This is a genomic window from Streptomyces humidus, assembly GCF_014649655.1.
GTDB classification, from domain to species: Bacteria; Actinomycetota; Actinomycetes; order Streptomycetales; family Streptomycetaceae; genus Streptomyces; species Streptomyces humidus.
On sequence record NZ_BMTL01000031.1, the window covers coordinates 50,582 to 69,324 of the forward strand.

The following is an 18,743-nucleotide window of genomic DNA, read 5'->3' on the forward strand; positions in this document are numbered from 1 at the left end:
AAGTCTTCGCCACCACGCCCACTCCTGGCCAGGCTTTTGCAACTGTTCGCGAGGGCGCGGGTAGCCCACGCGCCCTGGGCGGGTCAAGGCTATCCGCGCGGATGGGCAGGGAACGCCAGAAGTGTTTCGCCCACTCGGCGCAGTGCGGAAAGATGTCACCGGCACTCGCCAGGGACCGGCGCGACCCCTTCGCGATCGCAGCCCGTTGCCGGTGCCGGAATCCGCCTCCGCCCTGAGGGAACCCTTCGCCGTGACCGCCGAGCGCGTGCCGACCTAACAGTTGAAGATCGCCCTGCGAGGCACCAGCCCGCCGATCTGGCGCCGAGTCTCCCTGCCCGCTGACACCTCGCTCGGCTGCCTGCCACTACAGGCCATCCGCCCAGCCCGGATTCAGAGACACCGAATTGCTACCCCTGGTAGGATCTGGACCATGAGTGGTAGCAAGAAATACTCGATCAGCCTCCCTGAAGACCTCGCTGAGGCCGCACGTACCCATGTAGGTCCAGGCGGCTTCTCCGCTTACGTGGCCGAGGCCCTCGAGCAGCGTGTGGCCATGGACAAGCTTCGTGAGATGGTCGCCGACTTCGAGACCGACAACGACTCGTTGTCCCGGGAGGAGATCGAAGCGGCCCGCGCCGTACTGCGCCATGATCAGCGCGACTCGAGCGGTGCCGCAGCCTGATGCCCGGCACGCTCCTCCTCGACAGCGAGGGCCTGTCCAAGCTCTACCTCAAAGACCGCACGGTCCTGGCTCTCGTCCAAGCGGCCTCGGAAGAGGGCATCCGCGTGGCCACGACCGCCATGACCACGCTCGAGGCGGACTACGATCGCATCCACCCCGCCCGCATCCGGTGGGTACTCTCCCGGATCGACGTCCACGACGTCACCAAGAGCGTCACCGACCAAGCGGCAGCACTGTTGCGCGACCATCACCTCAGCGGCCACAAGTACGCCATCGACGCCGTCCTCGCGGCCATTGCACGCTCGGCGCCAAGACCCGTCACCGTCCTCACCTCCGACCTTGAGGACATCAGCCTGCTCTGTGGACCCGCCGTCGAGGTCATCAAAGCCTGACGCGTGCAGATCGCGGGCACACCCGCTCACGCATGACGCTACGCAAGCCCCCGACCGCGCACGGCCATCAGCCATCTGAGTTCCGCAGTTCGTAGGCGCGTACGGGTCCGTCGATCGATGTCTGCGCAGGTCACGGGCGCGCTGCGTGGTTCCTCCGGTGTGGTGGTGTTGTGCGCGGCGGCTCGGAGCAGCCGATGCCGTGCGGCCGGTACCCTCGCTCGTACGGTTGTTGGCTACTACGCGGCCAGCCCCTTGAGCCGGGAAGCCGCCTCCTCAAGAACGCTCGCCCGTTTGCAGAACGCGAACCGGACGAAGGGCGCGCCCTGCTCGCGGTGGTCGTAGAAGACCGCGTTCGGGATCGCCACGACCCCGCAACGCTCGGGCAGCGCACGACAGAAGGCGAAGCCGTCCGACTCGCCGAGTGACCTGATGTCCGTGGTGATGAAGTACGTACCGGCCGGACGGAAGACCGTAAATCCGGCCTGCTCCAGACCGCCCGCGAGCAGCTCGCGCTTGGCCCGCATGTCGGCGCGGAACTCCTCGAAGTACGAGTCCGGCAGGCGCAGGGCCTCGGCCACGGCGTACTGGAAGGGTCCGGAGGCGACGTACGTCAGGAACTGCTTGGCCGAGCGGACGGCGGCGACGAGATCGGGGGCGCCGGTAACCCAGGTGACTCCGTGTTCATGCATCCATTTGTTTCCTGGCTCCGCGTCGGGCCAGGTCGGTTCCCCGGTGCTCGTTGTCGGCGCAGCAGCAGCGTCGGAGGGGGTGGGCCCTGTCGCAGGAGTGGGGCTTTCAGCTGCTATCCACCTCGCGCTACAGAAATCAGAGCACAATCAGAGTACAGTCTGAGTATGAACATCGCACCCTTGGCATTCGAATCGGAGTCTGTCTCGTTCACCGATCTGTCGCGGAACCCGAAGGCTGTCGCCGCCAGGGCCGCCGCCCTGGGATGTCTGCGTGTTACGCACCGAGACGCGCCCGACATGATGTTGACCACGGCCATATACGCAGAGCGCGCCGAGGAAAACCTGACCACGGCGTCCCGGCTGTTCCTTGCTCTGTTGAAGCAGGACGACGGTGCCAAGTCGCTCTTGCTCGCGCTGCCCGAGGTGTTCCCGTGGGTGCGCCACCTGGACGCTGAGGAAGTCCGGGAATTCACTGTTGAGCTTCTGGAAGCGCTGTCCGACGCCGCTGAACTGGGCGCCAGGGAGGCTGTGCACCGAGCGATCGTCTCGTGGCGGGCCACTGCCCGCATCAACGCCGATCCTGACCAGCTCAGGGAAGCGCTCCGTCCGCTCGGTGACGTCGACCTCGGCCCCGTCGAGGTGCACGAGTGAGTCCGAAGAAAGGCGATCGGGTCAGTGTTCCTCCGCTGAGCGGCTGGAGCGTCATTTACGGCACGACGGAGGCCGCGACCGGTTGGGAGGAGCTGTGCCGGGTGGCGTTGCCGAACGCGCATCGCTGCCTGGAAGCCCTTCGCGCAGACCCGCTGTCGCGGGCTAACTGGAACCGCCAGCACCAGCTCCGAGGCAGACACGCCACCAGGGAATGGAAGGGCTCCGAGCTGGAGCAGTGGGAGTACGAGATCACCAGCGGCGGCCGGGTCCGCTACCTGGTCAGCCCGGACACCTCGACTGTGATCCTTGTGTACGCCTCCCCGCGACACCCGAAGGACACCGAATAGCCTCCGGCGTTGCGCCCGTGCGGAAGGCAAGGCGAACCGGGGTGCGGGTTGCGATGGGCTCTTGCAGTGCAGGTGGCGGGCCGACCGGAGTCGGAGGACGGCCGTGCCAAGGACGACTGACCCCATGCAGCGGCGGTCAGTGCGCGAACGCTTTGCGGAGCCGTTCCGCCGCATCCATCAGTACCTCGGTGCGTTTGCAGAACGCGAACCGGACGTATGGTGCGCCGGCCTCTTTGTGGTCGTAGAAGACGGCGTTGGGGATCGCGACGACACCCGCCCGCTCAGGCAGGGCGCGGCAGAAGGCGAGGCCGTCGCCCTCGCCGAGGGGCCGGATGTCGGTGGTGACGAAGTAGGTGCCGGTCGGCCGGAAGACGGCGAAGCCGGCGTCGGTGAGGCCCGCGCCGAGCAGGTCCCGCTTGGCGCGCAGGTCGTCGCGGAAGGCCGTGAAGTAGGCGTCGGGCAGGCGGAGCGCCTCGGCGACGGCGTACTGGAACGGGCCGGACGCCACGTACGTCAGGTACTGCTTCGCCGCCCGCACCGCCGACACCAGACCCGGCGCCGCCGTGACCCAGGCGACTCCACGTTCGTACACTCATTCGCGTGTCGCGCAACAGGCCCACCAGGGGCAACTCCAGCACCGCCGGTGAACCGGCCGCCATCTACTGCCGCATATCCCAGGCGGACGACGACGATCAGACGGGCGTCGACCGCCAGGAACGCATCTGCCGCGAGGTCGCCGAACGACGCGGCCTCGTCATCGACCCCGCCCACATCTTCGTGGACAACAGCCGCTCGGCCTGGAGCCGCAAGCGGAAGCGACCCGGCTGGGACCGCCTGCTGGAGGACGCCCGGAATCGCGGCTTCCGGCACATCATCGCCTACCACCCCGACCGGCTCATGAGGCAGCCCCGGGACCTGGAGGAACTGCTCCAGGTCTCCGACGACCACGCCATCACGCTCCACGGTGAGGCGAACCGGCGGGACCTATCCGACCCCGACGACCGCTTCATCCTCCGCATCGAGGTCGCGCACGCCTGCCGCTCCTCGGACGACACCTCGCGGCGGCTGAAGTCCGCAATGCAGGACCGGGCTCGAGAGGGGAAGCCGCAGGGCGGTGTGAGGCGATTCGGCTACACCAAGGACGGGATGACGATCGTCGAGGAGGAGGCCGAGATCGTCCGGGAGGTCTTTGACCGTTACCTGAAGGGCGAGGGAGCGGCGCCGATCGCGAAGGACCTCCACCGCAGGGGCATCCGCACGGCCAGCGGCAAGGCATGGAACAGCGGCACCGTCCGCGCTCTGCTCGACTCACGCCACGTCGCCGGAATCCGCATGCATCAGGGTGAGGAGGCCGGCCCCGGCACCTGGCCCGCGATCATCGACGCGGGCGTGTGGGCCGAGGTGCGGACGCGGCGTGAGTACCGGTCGGCGGTGTACCGGGAGGCGCTCAGCAAGCCCGCGCAGCGCTACTACCTGCTGCGCGGCTTGGTGATGTGTGGGCGGTGCGGGACGCTGATGTCCGGTACGGCCAAGGGCACAGGGCCGGTCTACCAGTGCAACCGCCGGGGCCGGAACGACGAGAAGAAGTGCACCCGGTCGATCATGGCCCAGACGCTGGAGGACTTCGTCGCTGACGCCGCGGTCAAGCTTCTCGGCGAACTGCGGGTGGACGGCCGACTCGCCAGCAGCAACCTCTCCGAGAGCGTGACCGAGGAGCTGGAGGACGACCAGCGGCTGCTCGGCGAGCTGAACCAGATGTGGACCGCGAAGGAGATCTCTACGGCGGAGTACCGCAAGATGCGCAAGGAGATCACCGACCGGATCGCCAAGGCGCAGCGCAAGGTCGTCGTCCGGCCGATGGTGCTCCTCGACGGTCTGACGGGCGCGGGCGCGCGGGCTGCCTGGAACGCTGAGGACATGACGGACGAGCGGCGCAACGCGGTGCTGCGGTTCCTCTTCTCCGGGATCGTCATCGACGAGCCCAAGAAGTTCGGCCGGTACATGGACTGGGACCGGATCAGCATCGAGCAGAACCCGCTGTAGCGGGGCGAGGCCGGTGGAATTTGCCCTGCCGACCGAGGCGATGAAGGGCGCAACATAGCCGACGATCGCCGGTTAGCCTAACCGGCGATTCTCCGGACCATGGACCTCCCCAGCCAACCGCCGGCCCCTCACCACACACCGGCGGGTCGCCGACCGAACGCCGCCCTGAGGACGTCCATGCCCCAACGCCAGACCGAACCCGCCGTCATCCAGCCCGTCATCGCCCCCGAAGGAGCTCGCGCCGTCCGTCAGAAGGTGGACTCGGCGAGGGACGCCGCTCTCCAGCGCGTGTGCGCGGGGTTCACGACGACGATCAGCCCACAGAGCGCCGCGCGGCTCGCGGACCTGCTCTCTGCCTCGACCTACGCCCAGGCAGCTTGACTGGAGCCGGAGGTACGGTCCCGCCTCGTCGCGGGTCCGAGGACGGCCGGCACTGGCTCGCAGAGCGGCCCTGCAGCCGCTAGCAACCGGTATCAGCGCACCAGCTAGCAGCTTCGGAGACGCAGCCAAGGACGCGTTCGCCGTGAGCTGTGTGGTTTCTCGGCCGAACGCTGGATCTTCGCGCGCGGGTGTGGCTGTCTTGGTGTTCCGCCTGGAGTGCTGGCCCGCAGAAACAGAAACCCCAGCGCGCCCTGGGCCAAGGAATCAACCGTGGCCGGGTCTCATCCCCCGTGCCCTCGCGGCCCTCACCGACACGTCGGCACCGGGGACCGTACCCCACCCCCACCCTGTGCACCGCCCGAAGAGGGCCCGTCGCATCCGCCTGCCCTGATGAAGGAGCCGCCACCCGATGAGCTACGACGCCCGCGAATGGGTGTGGGACCACAGCAACAGCAAGGGCACCGCCCGCATGGTCCTCGCCCTGATCGCCGACCGGTGCCGCGATCGCCGCTGCATCGCGTACGCGTCCGTGCCCACCCTCATGAAGCGCTCGAACGCCTCCCGTACGGCCGTGCGCGACGCCCTCACGAAGCTGATCGCCAGCGGGGAGCTGACGCAGCTCGCGGGCCGCAAGGGGCCGCGCGGAGAGACGTACTACCACCTCCCCATCGCCGCCTCCTTCCTCGCCGACCAAGCAGACGAGGGGGACCGGAATTCGGCCCCTCCGGGGGGTCGGATTCCGACCCTCGGAAGGTCGGAATCCGACCCTGCCGACGTCTTCGAAGGGGAGCGGGATAACGGCCCCGGGGACCGGATTCCGACCCCTGGGGGGACCGGATTCCAGCCCTCAGGGGGCACGGATTCCGACCCCCAGAACGGTAGTGAACCGAAGGTGAACGGTAAGAGCAGCAGCTCTGCCTCCCTCATCACCGCCGCCCAGTGGGAGATCGACGACGCCACCTGGACCTGGCTGCGGCACGACGGGCACCTCGCCCGACTCGGCGAGTACGGCCTGTGGGCGGCCGACGAGAAGTGGCGCACCTACCGGGCGACGTGGGCGCTCCGCCCCGCCGCCGCGTGGGGCGCCGACTGGCGCACATGGATCGCCCGGGAACGCACTCCCACCCCGGAATGGCCGAACCTCCGCGCCCTGCCCGGCGGTGCCGTCCCACTCGCAGGCGGCATGACCCGCGCCGAAGCACACACCGCCGCCCTCCTCGCCGCCCTCGACGAACCGACAGGAATGGAGTAACCCACCCCCTTGGAACGTCGCGAAGTCGCCGCCGTCCTCGCCTACATCGGCCGCCTGGACCCCCGCACGATCCGTACCGACCCAGGCGAGGCCCGCGACCAGCTCGCCCAGTGGCACGAACTGCTCCACGACGTCCCCTTCGCCACGGACCACGGCTGGGATGTCCGCGAGGCGATTCGGGCGCACGTCCTCGGCTCTCCCTACCCGATCCTGCCCGTGGACGTCGCCCGCGCGTGGCGCACGTACCGCCACGACCGTCTCGACCGGCACACCGACCCCGCGCCGGCCGCCGACCCCGACGACCCGACCGCATGGCGGGCCGAACTGCTCGGCACCCGGCAGGCCGTGGCCACCGGAACGGCTGCGCCCTCGACGCACCGGCAGCTCACCAACGGTGGCCCGCACCCCGACGTGGAGGCCCGCGTGCGCGCCATCGGATCGTGCGTCCCATCGACAATCCGCGCCGCGCTCGCTCCCTACCGTCCGGCCCGTGCCGCACGCGAGGCCGCCGTCGCCGCAGGGCTCCCGGACTCCCTTGGCGTCGGGTGCCCGTGGTGCCATGCCCGCGAGGGCGAACCCTGCCGCAGTCGACGCGTGGGCCCCGACGGCCGCGCCCGAGGCAATGCGCCCCGCACCACGCCTCACCCGACGCGCCTCGACCTCGCCGCCGCGGAAATCACCCGACAGGGAGCTGCGTGACCTACCCCTTCGAACGCTCGTCCCTGCTCGCCATCGGCGCGCCGTTCCTCGTCGTCGCCTTGCTCGCTGGATGGCTGCTGCGCCGACGCACCCGGAGGCCCGGGGTCGGGCAGCGACGTGGCACCGCCGCCATCCCGGTTGCCGCTGTCGCCGCGATCGGCTGCACCGCCTACAGCGCGGACACCAGCTGGCGCTTCGCCGCCGACTACCTCGACATGGGCAGCACCGTCGAGCGCGCCTTCATGTTCGCCACCGCTGAACTGGCCTTGTTCGCAATGGCCTTGATGGCGCGCCAGAACCTGAAGGGTCCCAGGCAGGCGCCGGGGCCGCCTGGCGTCCTGGTATGGGTGATCACCGGAGGCCAGATCATCCCCGCCTACGCTGAGTCCGGTCCCGTCGGCGGCATGGTCCGCGCCCTGATCGGCCCGGTCATGGCCGCAGTCCTCTGGCACCTGGCCATGGGCATCGAGCTACGCAACCACACCCCCGAGGCCGCCTCACGCAGCCTGCTCGCGATCCTCGGCCGGCAGGCACGCGAGCGACTCCTGGCGCGCCTGGGCATCCACGACCAGGACGTCGATGCCGCACGACTCATCCGCGAGCGTGCCCTGAGCCGGGCCGTCACGTTGATCCTCCGCATCGAAGCGATGCCCGAGACGAAGCGCAACAAGTGGCGTGGCCGGCGTGCGACTCGGCGCCTGCACGAAGCGCTGGAGACGGCCGACGTCGACGGTGATCTTCGCCAGGACGAGCTGCTGCTGCGGAAGCTCGGGACCCGACAGCAGGCCACACAGTTGGCCTCGCTCCCGCTGCCCGAACGGTGGGAGACGCCCGGAGCCCGAGTCAGCCAGCCCAGCACTGCCGCGGCGAAGCGGGCAAGGCCCGAGCGCCCGGAGGCCGTACCGAATCCGGGCGACGAAGGCATACACCGGTCGGACCGCCCGGAATCCATCGGCCGCCCTCAATCCGCTACTGATCCAGGCGCGGAGGTGCGTACGGGCAGAGACGCGGGTGCCGAGCCTGGCGAGAAGCCGGAGCCGAAACGCCCGGGTCGCAAGCCCGACCTGCCGCGGGATGCCCTCATCGCGTACGCGGAGCGCATCTACCGGGAGACGGGTCGCCTCTCGCGTGACTCCCTCAAGGCAGCCGTCCGTGCCGACGGCCACCAGATCGGCACCGACCTTGCCCAGAGCGTCGTCAACGCGGTCAAGGCCGAGCACCAGGCGCCCGCCCGTACAGGCCACCCCCACTGAACGCACCCCCGCACCTCTAACCACCCATCGCTGAAAGGCCCACCTGCCATGCCCCGTTCGACCGTGTCCGCCTGGACCTGCAACGACGACGCCTGCCCGATCTGCACCGCTCCGGAACGCGACGGGATGAGCATGCTGCGTTGCGCCATCCTCACCCTGCTCGACCAGGGCCGTTGGATGGCCGGCGCCGACATCCCCCTGCCCGACATCCTGTCCGCCGGCGGCGACTACCTGAGCCAGCTCAGGGGCTCGACCGGTGAAGGGACCCCGGTGCCCGCGACCGAGCACTGGGCCTGGCTTGAGGCTGAACTGCGGCTGGTTGTCGCCCGCGCCGCCGGACTGGATGCCGTCAGCACCCTCGACCCGCGCATCGACGACGCCCTGGCCAACGCCGCTCGCCTCCCGGAGCGGCGTCTGGTGGATCTGCTCGACCTCGCAGCCGAGCAGTTCGCCGAGCTCAACACGCAACCGCCTGAACCCACCACCCCCGCAACCCCGACACAAGGACATCTCTTCGTGCGCGACCAGTACGCCGAACTCCCCATCCCCCAAAAGCAGATGGTCACCACTCCCGTCACACGCGCAGCAAGCAATGGCGATGGACCGTCCATAGGCCGGTCCATCGCGAACACCTCCGCCCCGGGGGTGGCGGAGGAGCAGCTCCGGCACGAGGGCGTGCCAGAGCAGGAGCGGGTGAGCGCCGGCGAACAGCCGACCGGTCTCGTCACGGGGGCCAAGCAGCGTACGCCGCACCGCCGCGCGAACCTCGACGCGCAGCGTTCCGAGCACGTCACCGCCCGCTTTGCGCCGCATGAGAAGCACGACATCCAGTCGGCGGCGAAAGCCGAGCACGTGACCATGGCGCGATACATCGCCGACGCCACCATGGCCCGCGTCCGCGGTGAGATCACCGTCGCCGCTCCTCGCACGGTCTACGACGATGCGGTCGACGAGCTCGCCACCCAGCGGGCGCAGATCGCCCGGATCGGCAACAACGTCAACCAGATCGCCCGGCGCCTCAACTCGGGCGGCGATCCACACCCTGTGGACGCCGCGATCCTGCAACGGGCGGAGCGCCTGCTCGCCACCGCCCACGACACGGTCCGGGCGATCGACGACGCGGCCTTCCGGGCAGCCGGGCAGAAGGCGGACGGCCTGAGTTGATCGCGAACATCGTCAAGCCGGGCAACAACACCTACGGCGTCCTGGCGTACCTCTTCGACAAGGGCCGCGCCAACGAACACACCGACCAGCACATCGTCGCGTCCTGGGATGACTTCGTTCCTGACCCAGGCCCGTATGACAGCCCCGGGCACAAGCAGCGGCTCGGCCAGCTCACCAAGGCCCTGGATCTGCGGGTCAAGCAGGCCGGCGACAAGGCACCCGAGGGGCACGTGTGGCACTGCTCGGTGCGCGCCGCGCCCGAGGACCGCATCCTGACCGATGACGAGTGGGCGACGATCGCCAAGCGCATGGTCCATGCGACCGGCATCGCACCGGAGGACGATCCGGACGGTTGCCGGTGGGTTGCCGTGCGCCACGCGGACGACCACATCCACATCGTCGCCACCAAAGTCCGCGGCGATCTGCGCCCGCCGCGGAACTGGAACGACTACCACCGCGCCATGGCCGAACTCGCCAGGATCGAGAAGGACTTCGGCCTCACACGGGTTCCGCGCGGCCCCGAAGCCGCCACCGGCACTCCGGCGGCGAAGCGCCCCACCCGCGCCGAACAGGAGAAGGCCAAACGGCTGGGCCACCACAAGACGGCTCGCGAGCAGCTGCGGCACACCGTGCGCACCGCGCTCTCCCACGCGAAGGACCTGGACGAGTTCTTCAACCTGCTCGCCGACGCCGGCCTTCAAGTCGAAACACGCACTCTGCCCTCCGGCGACCTCGGCGGCTACAAGGTCGCCCTGCCTGACGACGGCACACCCATCTGGTACTCCGGCTCCAGCCTCGCCACCGACCTGTCCCTCCCGCAGATCCAGCAGCGTCTGGCCGCCGCCGAAGCGCACACCGCCACGGCAGCCTCACCAGCCGGCCACTACCGCCGCAGCCCTTGGCACCAGGCCACCGCCGCCGCAGAACGCATCCCCCACCACCTCGATCACGCGGACGACAGCGCTGCACAAGCCCACCTGACCGTCTTCAGCGAAGTCCTCTACGCCTTGCCCGCCCACGCCCCCGCCCACCTGAAGGCCGAACTCCACCGCGCCGCCGTCGCCTTCGAGCACGCCGCCCACACCCGTGCCCACGCCGACCACCAACACGCCCGCGCCCTGCGCGGCGCTCTGAAAGCCATGCGCTACCAGCCCGCGGACCACACCGGCCTGGCCATGCTCCTGGACGCCGCCATTCTCGTCGTCCTCGCAGCCCAGCGCCGCAGCGCGCTGCACCACCACGACCGGCAGGTGGCCGCCGCCCGCCAAACGCTCATCCATCTCCAGACCGCCTACGACCAGATCGCCCCCACCAGCCTCGCCGTACTCGCAGGGCGCCGCCCTTCCGACAGCACCGTCCACCGGTACGCCCGCACCCTGCACGAGGTCCTGCCCTCCCACTCCGGACAGATCCTCACCGAGGCTGCCTGGCCCGCACTCACAGCCGCTCTCGCCGCCGCCGAAGCTGCAGGCCACAGCCCTGCAACCGTCCTCCGACAGGCAGCCCGGCAACGCTCCTTGAGCGACGCCAAATCGGCATCCGAAGTTCTCGTCTGGCGCATCCAACGCCTCGGCGACCGGCACGCCCCCGGCCCAGGTGCACGAGCCGCACAAGCCCGTAGCCCCCACATCCCCCACGTCCTGTCCACAGCGCGGGCCACCGCCGCGACACCCCCCACATCCGCGCCACCGCCATCCCGCACTCACCGGCCGCGGTGAGCACCAGCCCCCTCACGCAGCGGCCGCGCACGCCTCGCACCCACTACCGAGAGCACCGAAAGTCCCGATGACAACCGATCAACGACAGCCCGGCCCCCGATCTGACGACGCTGCAGGACATCTGCGGCGCGCCACCGGCACCCCATCCGACAAGGAGCACATCATCCAGACCCACCCCACCGCCGACATGTTCCCGATGCTCAGCGTCGACGAGCTGCACGACCTGGCCGAGTCCATCAAGACCGAGGGCCAGCACCAGGCCATCGTCCTGACCGTGCCTGCGAAACGGACGGTCTGACCAGGCCGGCCCTCCGGGCGCCGGCAGTACGAAGGGGAGCGGGGGTTTCGGGGGTTCAGTGGCCGAGGTGGCGCAGGCCCTCTTCGAGGGTGGGGTGGAACCGGTCGACGGGACCGGAGTTGCGGTTGTACCAGGCCGCATCCAGGCCGGGCTCCTTCGTCTCGTGGCCCGCCCGACAACGCAGCCACACCGAGTCGTCGCGCATGCAGAAGACGATCCAGTCCCGATACATGCCGCACCCGGGGCACGTACGGACCTCACCGTCGACGACGAGCGGCTGCAGCCAGCGCATCATCACCCCGGCCACCTCCTGGCGCGACGGCACCCGCAACTCCGGCGGCAGGAAATCAGGCACCACCGTTTCCTCCGCGACAGGGTCCTGTGAGGTCGGCTCGGGGCAGTCGGGCCACGGCCGTGCGGACTGCAGCCGCAGGAGCAACTCGTAGCCCGCACGCTGGGCTTCACGGAACGCGCGGTCCTCGCGAGTGCGTCGAAAGAACAAGACTCTCTCCTTCTCTGTCATAGGGCAGGCACGGGGGACGCGCCTCATACGTCTGGCCTGCTGCAACTCGGGGAGATTCGGTGATGGGGCGAACAACAGCAGCTTCGCTGCGGCAGGGGTTGTCAGCTGCGGCGGACGATAGTGAGCCGCCCCTCCGCGATCTCGGGCACAGTGTGGCGAGGCACCGGGACCGGGGAGGCGAGTGAGGAGGCGAACGCGGCGACCAGGTCATGGGGGACGCTGGCGCTGAAGCTGGCGCACCACAGATACGGCGCACCGGGCACGGGCTCCGCCCATGCCTGCCAACCCACCAAATCCGGTCGCGGGTCGGCGTCCTCGATGAGCGGCGGCAGCATCTCCAGAGAGACACAGGAGGAGAACCCTGGGTCCGTGGCAGTGGTGCGGGGGCGATCCACGTCGCGGATCCAGCCCCGGACACTCAGCGCGTCGAGGACCGTCTCGGGCTCCTCGAAGCCGACGTCGGGCGCCTCACGGGCGTCGAGCGCCATGAGGAGATCGGCGAGCGCCTCGTAGGAGACGCCGGTGGTGAAATAGGCGTTCCACTCCGGCATCGCGGAGGCGGCATGCGCGCGGGCGCTCAGCTGCCAGGCGACGGGCAGACCGCCCAGCTCGAACGGGTAGGCCGCGAGGATCCACTCGGCGCCACGCAGCCCGTCCGGGCTTATGTACAGAAGGGTGTGACGGGAGGTGGGCCACATGCGCCAGCCGAGGTCGGACAGGATGTCGCCGATCCGCTCGGCGAGCACACCGTCGTCGCCAGCCAGATGACGCGGGGTGACCCAGTACACCGGGTCCGGCAAATCCGGTCGGGAGCGGTCGCTGGAGTGGTGCGGGAGCAGGGGCGCCTCCATGAGCTCGTGGGGTAGAACACTGGCCGTCCAGGATCATCGGCATCACTTCGCTGACCAGGTCTTCCGGCAAGGTGTTGGAGGGTGACATGGCTGTGCGGCTGTTCGCCAGTCGTTTCGGGATCTTTCCTGTCCGCCTGCGGTGAACTAGTGGAAAGATGGATATATAGGATATCAAATCCTATACCGTAATCTCACAGCCGATGCCACGTGAATGCCGTGTGCGGCATCGTTGACTATCTGCGTCACTTGGACTTAGCCCATTTTCTCAGTTCCTTTCTAGTGAGGGGCTCCCCGTCTGCCGTCCACGACAGCTTCTCAAGGCGTCGTTTTTCAGCTTTGTCCAGGCGGCTCAATGCTTTTTGCCTGTCAATGCCTTCGCGGGTGAGAAGGTTCGTCCACGCCACCGCTTGCTGCGGGTCGGGGCAGGACTCCACGAGCCTACACACATCACGCATCCACATCACCGTAGCGATCGGCACATTGAGAGAGGCGGCAAGTTCCTTGATTTGCGCATTGTTGGCGCTGCGAACGAGCAGTTCTGCAGGATAGCAAATGCCGTCTTTCTCCAACTGCTCAACGTGAGGCTCAAGAACTTCTATTTTCGACAGTCTGGGCTTGTCGAGGAGCACCATCAACTCAGAACCGCGCGTCTTCCGGAGGGGCCGGAGGACCGGGTCAGTCAGCGCGTCGCCGCGATTTTCCTTAAGTCCAAGAGCGAAGTTAAGCCTCTTGAGTGCCTCAGGGAAATCATCGCGTTCCACAGTGAGGCATGCCAGATTGTAGGAGCTCAGTAGAGAAATATCTTCTCCCAAGGGGGGTGCGGATTCCCCCTCTATTTGAGCACTCAGTATTCTATAGTTCGGCTCCACTTGTTCATAAAAGGGCATGAGGCTGTCGTCACCTTGGGCCTGCCCCTTGAGGCGACGCAAGAGGTCTTTCAATTCTTTACACTCGGGTCGCGCCTTTTCGTCCCGCTCCACTCTCGCCGCATTGATGTTATTGGAGGACATTGCTGCATAATTAACCCGAGCAGTGATGAGTTTCCAGAGTGTTCGGACATGGAGGGGGAGGTAGCCGACATCCGTCCCGTCGTCCTCTTTTCTTTCGATTGATTTATGAAAGCGCTCCAACCTCTCGATGAAGTCTTTTTGATCGTCCCGAGTTTCCGCCATGGAGCCATACCGGGCAACCAGAAAGCTCAGGCGGGCGGCACTGTTCCCAGGGTCCTTGTCAATAGCCCTGGCCAGCAGTTCTTGCTCCACCTCGGGCCTGCCCGCCCATGGCGGAGTCCCGGCCAGGACCTGACATGCGAGACTGCGCCAGTGCCTGGCCCCGCACAGTCCCTCGCGGAGCGCGGGATAGGACTTCGCCAGACACAGAAAGAGGAAGGAGCCGGCGGCGGTCAGCACATCCTGTTCGCAGATGGTGCGGAAGTCGCCTGCTTCTGGTGGTGGTTCGAAACCGTTGAGCCCCAGTTCGGAACGGAAGATGATCGTCGAGTCCGCCGTGGTCTCGTTGCGTCGGAGGGTCACAGTCGCCGTTTTCTCGTCGGGCAGGGCGATGTCCGCGCGCCAGGGAGCGATGGCGAACAGAGACAGCGCGATGCGCAGGAGGGCCGCCGCTACGCGGCCCTCCTGCGGCAGGGCCGCCACCGCGTCCTCCGGCAGAGCGGCGTCCGTACCCTTCGGCACTTCCAACCCTCGCACTTTGTGGCCCATCGTCGCGATGCGTGTGACGGCATAGGCAGTGCTGACTGGATCCTCCTTGCCGTCCTTCCGGACGGTGACCCGCAGCTTCAGCCGCGTGCCCAGAGCGAACCCGAACATGAGAACACCGACTGCGGACACCGTCCCGGTCGCCGTGTAGCCCCGAACCGGGGCATCAGTGACGAATGCGGCGACGCAGCCTGCTTCCAGCACCGCGAGCGTCACCCACCACACGGCTGGCACTGGCAAGGACATAACCGTCGGCCGTCGAAGTGCTAGTTGAACGGCTATGGCGAGAGCGGCGAATGCCACCACTCCGGTGACCAACATCCCGGTCCCAGCGGCGATGCTGGCCGGGCTGCGGTCCCCGGTCAGGTCGAAGAGCGTCCATGGGATGGATGCCAGAACCAGCAGAAGCCAGCCCGTCCACGCCAGAGTCCACCAGTGGAGCGGCTGGTATTTCCAGACGACTCTTGGGGTTACGGCGAACGCGGCAACACGGGCCAGGGTGAATAGACCCACGAGGATGAGGCCCCACTGGGCGACGCCGCCCCAGAAGTCCTTGTCGAGAAGCACGCCAGCTGCGAGTGTCATGGGAGACCACTTCCTCGCACACATCGCCCCGTGAGACACGCTACGAACTGCGCCTTCTTCCAGCGTGCCTATTTCGCGGCGGTACGGCAAACGGACGGACGCCGGGGTCCTTCACATCGTTCCGTCGACAACCAGAAACGCCGACCGAGCTGGGTCATCACGAGGAGAGCGACACGGCGATGAGACAACTCCTCAGGCCACTTCGCGAGACATTCAGAGAATCCACAGGTCGCGAACCTGCCCCCATGCCACGAGCCGAGAGAACCTACAGGACAGGATTGCCCAAAGAGGCGGGCCGCGTCCATCGCAGCTCCGGCGTGTGATCGCCAGCGGCATACGTCGCGGTGGTCCGCGACGGACGGCCGCCGATGGCACGCAGCGCGGTCCACATCCCGCACTTGATCGACTAGCCTGGGAGTCCTAGCCCTGCCGTTGTCGTAGCCGACAGCGCGCCTTGCGGAAGCTGGTGCACCCCCGTGGCGCAGACGCGCCCTTGACCAAGGTCTACGAGGACTGTTCCGTTAGGGAAGTTGGGGCGTCGTACTCGGGGGTTGCCTTCGTGACCAGGTCGGTTGGCAGTGCGTGGTGTCTCATCAGCGGCACCAGGGGGGAATCGGCCGCTTCCCTGGCTGCTGGGGCCTCTGTATGAGACTCCGGCGCGGGATCGCGATCGCCGTCGTCGCCGGAGGCGGCGCTCTGACCACCATGCTGGTCGGGCTCGTCACGAACGCCGTTTCCGATGAGTCGCGGTGGCCCGGCTGGCTTGGGTGGTTACAGGAGCACGCCTGGTTCTCGTTCGTCGTGCTGGGCGTGACGATGGCGGGGCTGACGGCCCTGCTCGCCGGGCTCTCCGAGACGCGGCCTCCCACCCCTCCGGGGCGACCGGAGGATGGAGCGGGACCGCCGGGGGCCGCCCAGGTGCTTCGTTCGTTGCCGCGCGACACCGCCGCGTTCACCGACCGTGCCGCGGAGCTGGAGCGGCTGGTGGGTTCGGTGCGGGTCTCACAGGAGCGCGGCGAGGGGCTGCCCGTTCACGTGATCGACGGCATGCCCGGCGTCGGGAAGACCACCTTCGCCGTGCACGCCGGCCACCTGCTCTCGGAGCGGTTCCCCGACGGACAGCTCTTCGTGAATCTCAACGGGCACACGCCGGGGCGTACTCCGGTGCAGGCCGGCGAGGCGCTCGCCTCGCTTCTCGCGGCCGCCGGCGTGCCGACGCAGCAGATTCCCGTCGGTGACGACGTCGGAGCGGTCACGGAGGCCCGGGCGGCCATGTGGCGGAGCAGGCTCGCGGACAAGAAGGCGCTGCTGATTCTCGACAACGCGGCCAGCTACCGACAGTTGGAGCCGCTGCTCCCCGGCGGGAGCGGGTGCCTGGTGTTGGTGACCAGTCGCAAGCGGCTGGTGGCGAACGAGGAAGTGGTCATGTCGGTGGAAGCACTGCCGCCGGATCACGCGGTCGACCTCTTCGTGCGACTCAGTGGGCGGCCGTCCGACGCTCTCGGTCGGGATGTGGTGGACGAGCTGGTGCGGCTGTGCGGGTGTCTGCCGCTGGGAGTGTCACTGCTCGCGGCACGGTTGCGGCACCATCCGTCCTGGACCGCCGAGGACCTGCGCGGGCGGCTGTTTGCGGCGCGGGATCGGCTGGGAGAGCTGCGCGCCGGGGAACGAGCCGTCACCGCGACGTTCGATCTCTCCTACCGGGATCTCGCGCCGGAGCGGCAGCGCTTCTTCCGGCGGCTCGGGTTCTTCCCCGGCACCGATCTCGACCCGCACGTCGGTGCGGCTCTGGGTGACGTCTCGGTCGTAGTGGCCCGTCTGCACCTCGAGGCGCTCTACGACGACCACCTGATCGACGAACAACCGGGGAGTCGCTACCGGCTGCACGATCTCCTGCGGGACTACGCTCGCGGTCTCGCCGCCGAGGGGGACAGCATGGACCACGCACAGGCCGTCCAGCGTGTGTGCACCTACTACCTGGCCGCTCTCACCGTCGCGAACGAGCACATCGTGCGCAGCGGAGCCGCAGTGCCACCGGCGCCGGACGGCGCCTCGCCGGTGGAGACCCCGGTCCTGGAGTCGCGGGCGGATGCCCTGAGCTGGCTGGAGACCGAGCGGGCAAACATCCTGGCCTGTGTTCGGCGGGCGAACGGTCTCGCCATGTACGACCTCGTGGTCCGGCTCGCCGCAGCCATGGCGCCCTTCCTGCGCCAGGCCGGCCCCTGGGACCAGGCTGTCGCGCTCCATCGGACCGCCGCCGAGGCCGCCCGCCATACCGGCGACCAGCGGGCACGGGGTGATGCCCTCGCCGAACTGGGTGTCGTACGCCGCTTCATGGCCGCTTACCCGCAGGCGATCGAGGCCCTCAACGACGCCGTGACGGCGTACGAAGCGGTCGACGACCGGCGTGGCAAGGCCGAGGCACTGAACCAGCTCGGCATCGTCTGGTACCTGACGGCGGACAACGAGGACGCGGCCCGCGCCCAGACCGAGGCTCTCGCCCTCTATCGAGATCTGGGGTACCGGCTCGGGCAGGCAAACGCGCTCGCGGATCTCGGCATGACACACCGGCAGATGAGCCGGTTCGACGCTGCGGTGGAGGCGCAGAGCGAGGCCCTGGCGATCTACCGAGAACTCGGTGACCGGTACGGGGAGGCGAACTCCCTGCGGGACCTGGGTGTCGTGCACTGCCTCATGGGTGCGTACGACATCGCCGCGCGGCATCACCAGGAAGCGTTCGACATCTACCTGGAGCTGGACGACCGTGTGCATCAGGCTTACGCGCTGAACGAGTTGGGCGTCGTCCGACGGCTGACCGGAGACATCGAGGCAGCGCGGACGGCACACAGCCAGGCCCTGACGCACTTCACTGAGCTCGGTGAACGGTTCGGCCGCGCGAACAGCGTCCGTCACCTTGGCGTCGTGGACCGCATTTCCGGGGATGCGACAGAGGCGATCCGGCTTCTGGTGGAGGCCCTGGACGCCTACCGTGAGCTCGGCAGCCGCGGGGGTGAGGCCGCCTCGCTGAGCGAGCTGGGCGTGGCGCGCGGCATCGTCGGTGAGCGCGACGGCGCGATCGAGGCGTTCCAACGCGGTTTGGAGATCCTGAGGGGCCTGGGCGACCGGTGCGGCGAGGCGGAGGCACTGAACCACTGGGGGATGCTGCTGCTCACCTCCGATGAACCGACAGCCGCCCGTCGGCACTTTGGTCAGGCGCTCACGCTCGCGCGGGACATCCGCTGCCCGCTGGAGGAGGCGCGGGCACTGGAGGGCATCGGCCGCTGCGACTGGACGATTGACGGGCCTGGTCACGGCGTGGACTCGCTGCGAGCCGCCGTGACCGTGTACCGGCGGTTGGGAGTGAGCTCGGCCGTGGACGACATCGAACGGTTGCTGGTGTAGCGGTCCGGCTGACGCCGACCATGTGGCCGAATTTCCTGTGCCAGGTGGGCGGTTGAGGATGCTACGTTTCCGGCTGATCTGTCGCTTCAACCCCGTCG

General features: G+C 68.4%; 16 protein-coding genes and 2 pseudogenes. 13 read left to right on the top strand and 5 right to left on the bottom strand.

Going from position 1 to position 18,743, the window contains the following annotated elements; translation table 11 throughout:
• The first annotated feature begins 430 nt into the window (after window positions 1-430).
• A complete protein-coding gene (locus IE239_RS30775; protein WP_190152709.1) occupies window positions 431-682 on the top strand; it encodes a hypothetical protein in 252 nt (83 codons plus the stop codon).
• A complete protein-coding gene (locus IE239_RS30780) occupies window positions 682-1,074 on the top strand; it encodes a type II toxin-antitoxin system VapC family toxin (RefSeq protein ID WP_190152710.1) in 393 nt (130 codons plus the stop codon). The genes IE239_RS30775 and IE239_RS30780 overlap by 1 nt, the downstream gene beginning before the upstream one ends.
• A gap of 236 nt (window positions 1,075-1,310) precedes the next feature.
• On the opposite strand, the pseudogene IE239_RS30785 reads toward IE239_RS30780, so the two are convergent.
• A pseudogene (locus IE239_RS30785) lies at window positions 1,311-1,748 on the bottom strand (aminotransferase class I/II-fold pyridoxal phosphate-dependent enzyme); the annotation flags it as partial.
• A 180-nt stretch (window positions 1,749-1,928) separates the two neighbouring features.
• Here IE239_RS30785 and IE239_RS30790 point away from each other — a divergent pair.
• Window positions 1,929-2,414, top strand: a complete 486-nt coding sequence (locus IE239_RS30790) for a prevent-host-death family protein (RefSeq protein WP_229878409.1) — start codon at window positions 1,929-1,931, stop codon at window positions 2,412-2,414.
• Window positions 2,411-2,761 carry a hypothetical protein gene (locus IE239_RS30795; RefSeq protein WP_190152711.1) on the top strand — a complete coding sequence of 117 codons (351 nt, stop codon included), beginning with the start codon at window positions 2,411-2,413 and terminating at the stop codon, window positions 2,759-2,761. Before IE239_RS30790 ends, IE239_RS30795 begins: the two co-directional genes overlap by 4 nt.
• 136 nt (window positions 2,762-2,897) lie before the next feature.
• Here IE239_RS30795 and IE239_RS30800 read toward each other — a convergent pair.
• Window positions 2,898-3,338 (bottom strand): annotated as a pseudogene (locus IE239_RS30800) (aminotransferase class I/II-fold pyridoxal phosphate-dependent enzyme); the annotation flags it as partial.
• A gap of 23 nt (window positions 3,339-3,361) precedes the next feature.
• On the opposite strand from IE239_RS30800, the gene IE239_RS30805 reads away from it, so the two are divergent.
• The 8 genes from IE239_RS30805 to IE239_RS30840 all read left to right on the top strand — a co-directional run bounded on the left by IE239_RS30805 (window position 3,362) and on the right by IE239_RS30840 (window position 11,569).
• Window positions 3,362-4,804, top strand: a complete 1,443-nt coding sequence (locus IE239_RS30805; protein WP_190152712.1) for a recombinase family protein — start codon at window positions 3,362-3,364, stop codon at window positions 4,802-4,804.
• A 177-nt stretch (window positions 4,805-4,981) separates the two neighbouring features.
• Window positions 4,982-5,185 (top strand): hypothetical protein, encoded by a 204-nt coding sequence (locus IE239_RS30810; protein WP_190152713.1) that lies wholly within the window; start codon window positions 4,982-4,984, stop codon window positions 5,183-5,185.
• A 409-nt stretch (window positions 5,186-5,594) separates the two neighbouring features.
• Window positions 5,595-6,437, top strand: coding sequence for a helix-turn-helix domain-containing protein (locus tag IE239_RS30815; RefSeq protein WP_190152714.1), 843 nt, complete (start codon window positions 5,595-5,597; stop codon window positions 6,435-6,437).
• Window positions 6,438-6,446: 9 nt separating this feature from the next.
• A complete protein-coding gene (locus tag IE239_RS30820) occupies window positions 6,447-7,136 on the top strand; it encodes a zinc finger domain-containing protein (RefSeq protein ID WP_190152715.1) in 690 nt (229 codons plus the stop codon).
• Window positions 7,133-8,389: a hypothetical protein gene (locus IE239_RS30825; protein ID WP_229878410.1), complete on the top strand. Its 1,257-nt coding sequence runs from the start codon at window positions 7,133-7,135 to the stop codon at window positions 8,387-8,389. Before IE239_RS30820 ends, IE239_RS30825 begins: the two co-directional genes overlap by 4 nt.
• Before the next feature lie 48 nt (window positions 8,390-8,437).
• Window positions 8,438-9,553: a MobC family plasmid mobilization relaxosome protein gene (locus tag IE239_RS42510; protein ID WP_229878411.1), complete on the top strand. Its 1,116-nt coding sequence runs from the start codon at window positions 8,438-8,440 to the stop codon at window positions 9,551-9,553.
• Entirely contained in the window at window positions 9,550-11,271 is a 1,722-nt protein-coding gene (locus IE239_RS30835; protein WP_190152716.1) for a relaxase/mobilization nuclease domain-containing protein, read from the top strand. Before IE239_RS42510 ends, IE239_RS30835 begins: the two co-directional genes overlap by 4 nt.
• Before the next feature lie 67 nt (window positions 11,272-11,338).
• The gene (locus tag IE239_RS30840) at window positions 11,339-11,569 is read left to right on the top strand and encodes a hypothetical protein (protein WP_190152717.1); all 231 of its coding nucleotides are present in this window, start codon (window positions 11,339-11,341) and stop codon (window positions 11,567-11,569) included.
• A 55-nt stretch (window positions 11,570-11,624) separates the two neighbouring features.
• On the opposite strand, the gene IE239_RS30845 is transcribed toward IE239_RS30840, so the two are convergent.
• The 3 genes from IE239_RS30845 to IE239_RS30855 form a co-directional block, all read right to left on the bottom strand.
• A complete protein-coding gene (locus IE239_RS30845) occupies window positions 11,625-12,071 on the bottom strand; it encodes a hypothetical protein (RefSeq protein WP_229878412.1) in 447 nt (148 codons plus the stop codon).
• Window positions 12,072-12,193: 122 nt separating this feature from the next.
• Complete coding sequence (locus IE239_RS30850) at window positions 12,194-12,943, bottom strand: SPDY domain-containing protein (protein ID WP_229878413.1); 750 nt, start codon at window positions 12,941-12,943, stop codon at window positions 12,194-12,196.
• 242 nt (window positions 12,944-13,185) lie between these two features.
• The gene (locus IE239_RS30855; protein WP_190152718.1) at window positions 13,186-15,243 is read right to left on the bottom strand and encodes a hypothetical protein; all 2,058 of its coding nucleotides are present in this window, start codon (window positions 15,241-15,243) and stop codon (window positions 13,186-13,188) included.
• A 645-nt stretch (window positions 15,244-15,888) separates the two neighbouring features.
• Here IE239_RS30855 and haaT point away from each other — a divergent pair.
• Window positions 15,889-18,645, top strand: a complete 2,757-nt coding sequence (gene haaT / locus IE239_RS30860; protein ID WP_190152719.1) for a cyclophane-containing RiPP biosynthesis TPR protein HaaT — start codon at window positions 15,889-15,891, stop codon at window positions 18,643-18,645.
• Window positions 18,646-18,743 lie beyond the last annotated feature (98 nt).

What these genes read in the sequence shown, in the direction of transcription:
- IE239_RS30810 (WP_190152713.1), top strand. Translation starts at nt 4,982, where the DNA reads ATGCCCCAACGCCAGACCGAACCCGCCGTCATCCAGCCCGTCATCGCC.
- IE239_RS30850 (WP_229878413.1), bottom strand. Translation starts at nt 12,943, where the DNA reads ATGGAGGCGCCCCTGCTCCCGCACCACTCCAGCGACCGCTCCCGACCG.
- IE239_RS30775 (WP_190152709.1), top strand. Translation starts at nt 431, where the DNA reads ATGAGTGGTAGCAAGAAATACTCGATCAGCCTCCCTGAAGACCTCGCT.
- IE239_RS30815 (WP_190152714.1), top strand. Translation starts at nt 5,595, where the DNA reads ATGAGCTACGACGCCCGCGAATGGGTGTGGGACCACAGCAACAGCAAG.
- IE239_RS30855 (WP_190152718.1), bottom strand. Translation starts at nt 15,243, where the DNA reads ATGACACTCGCAGCTGGCGTGCTTCTCGACAAGGACTTCTGGGGCGGC.
- haaT (WP_190152719.1), top strand. Translation starts at nt 15,889, where the DNA reads ATGAGACTCCGGCGCGGGATCGCGATCGCCGTCGTCGCCGGAGGCGGC.
- IE239_RS30840 (WP_190152717.1), top strand. Translation starts at nt 11,339, where the DNA reads ATGACAACCGATCAACGACAGCCCGGCCCCCGATCTGACGACGCTGCA.
- IE239_RS42510 (WP_229878411.1), top strand. Translation starts at nt 8,438, where the DNA reads ATGCCCCGTTCGACCGTGTCCGCCTGGACCTGCAACGACGACGCCTGC.
- IE239_RS30780 (WP_190152710.1), top strand. Translation starts at nt 682, where the DNA reads ATGCCCGGCACGCTCCTCCTCGACAGCGAGGGCCTGTCCAAGCTCTAC.
- IE239_RS30790 (WP_229878409.1), top strand. Translation starts at nt 1,929, where the DNA reads ATGAACATCGCACCCTTGGCATTCGAATCGGAGTCTGTCTCGTTCACC.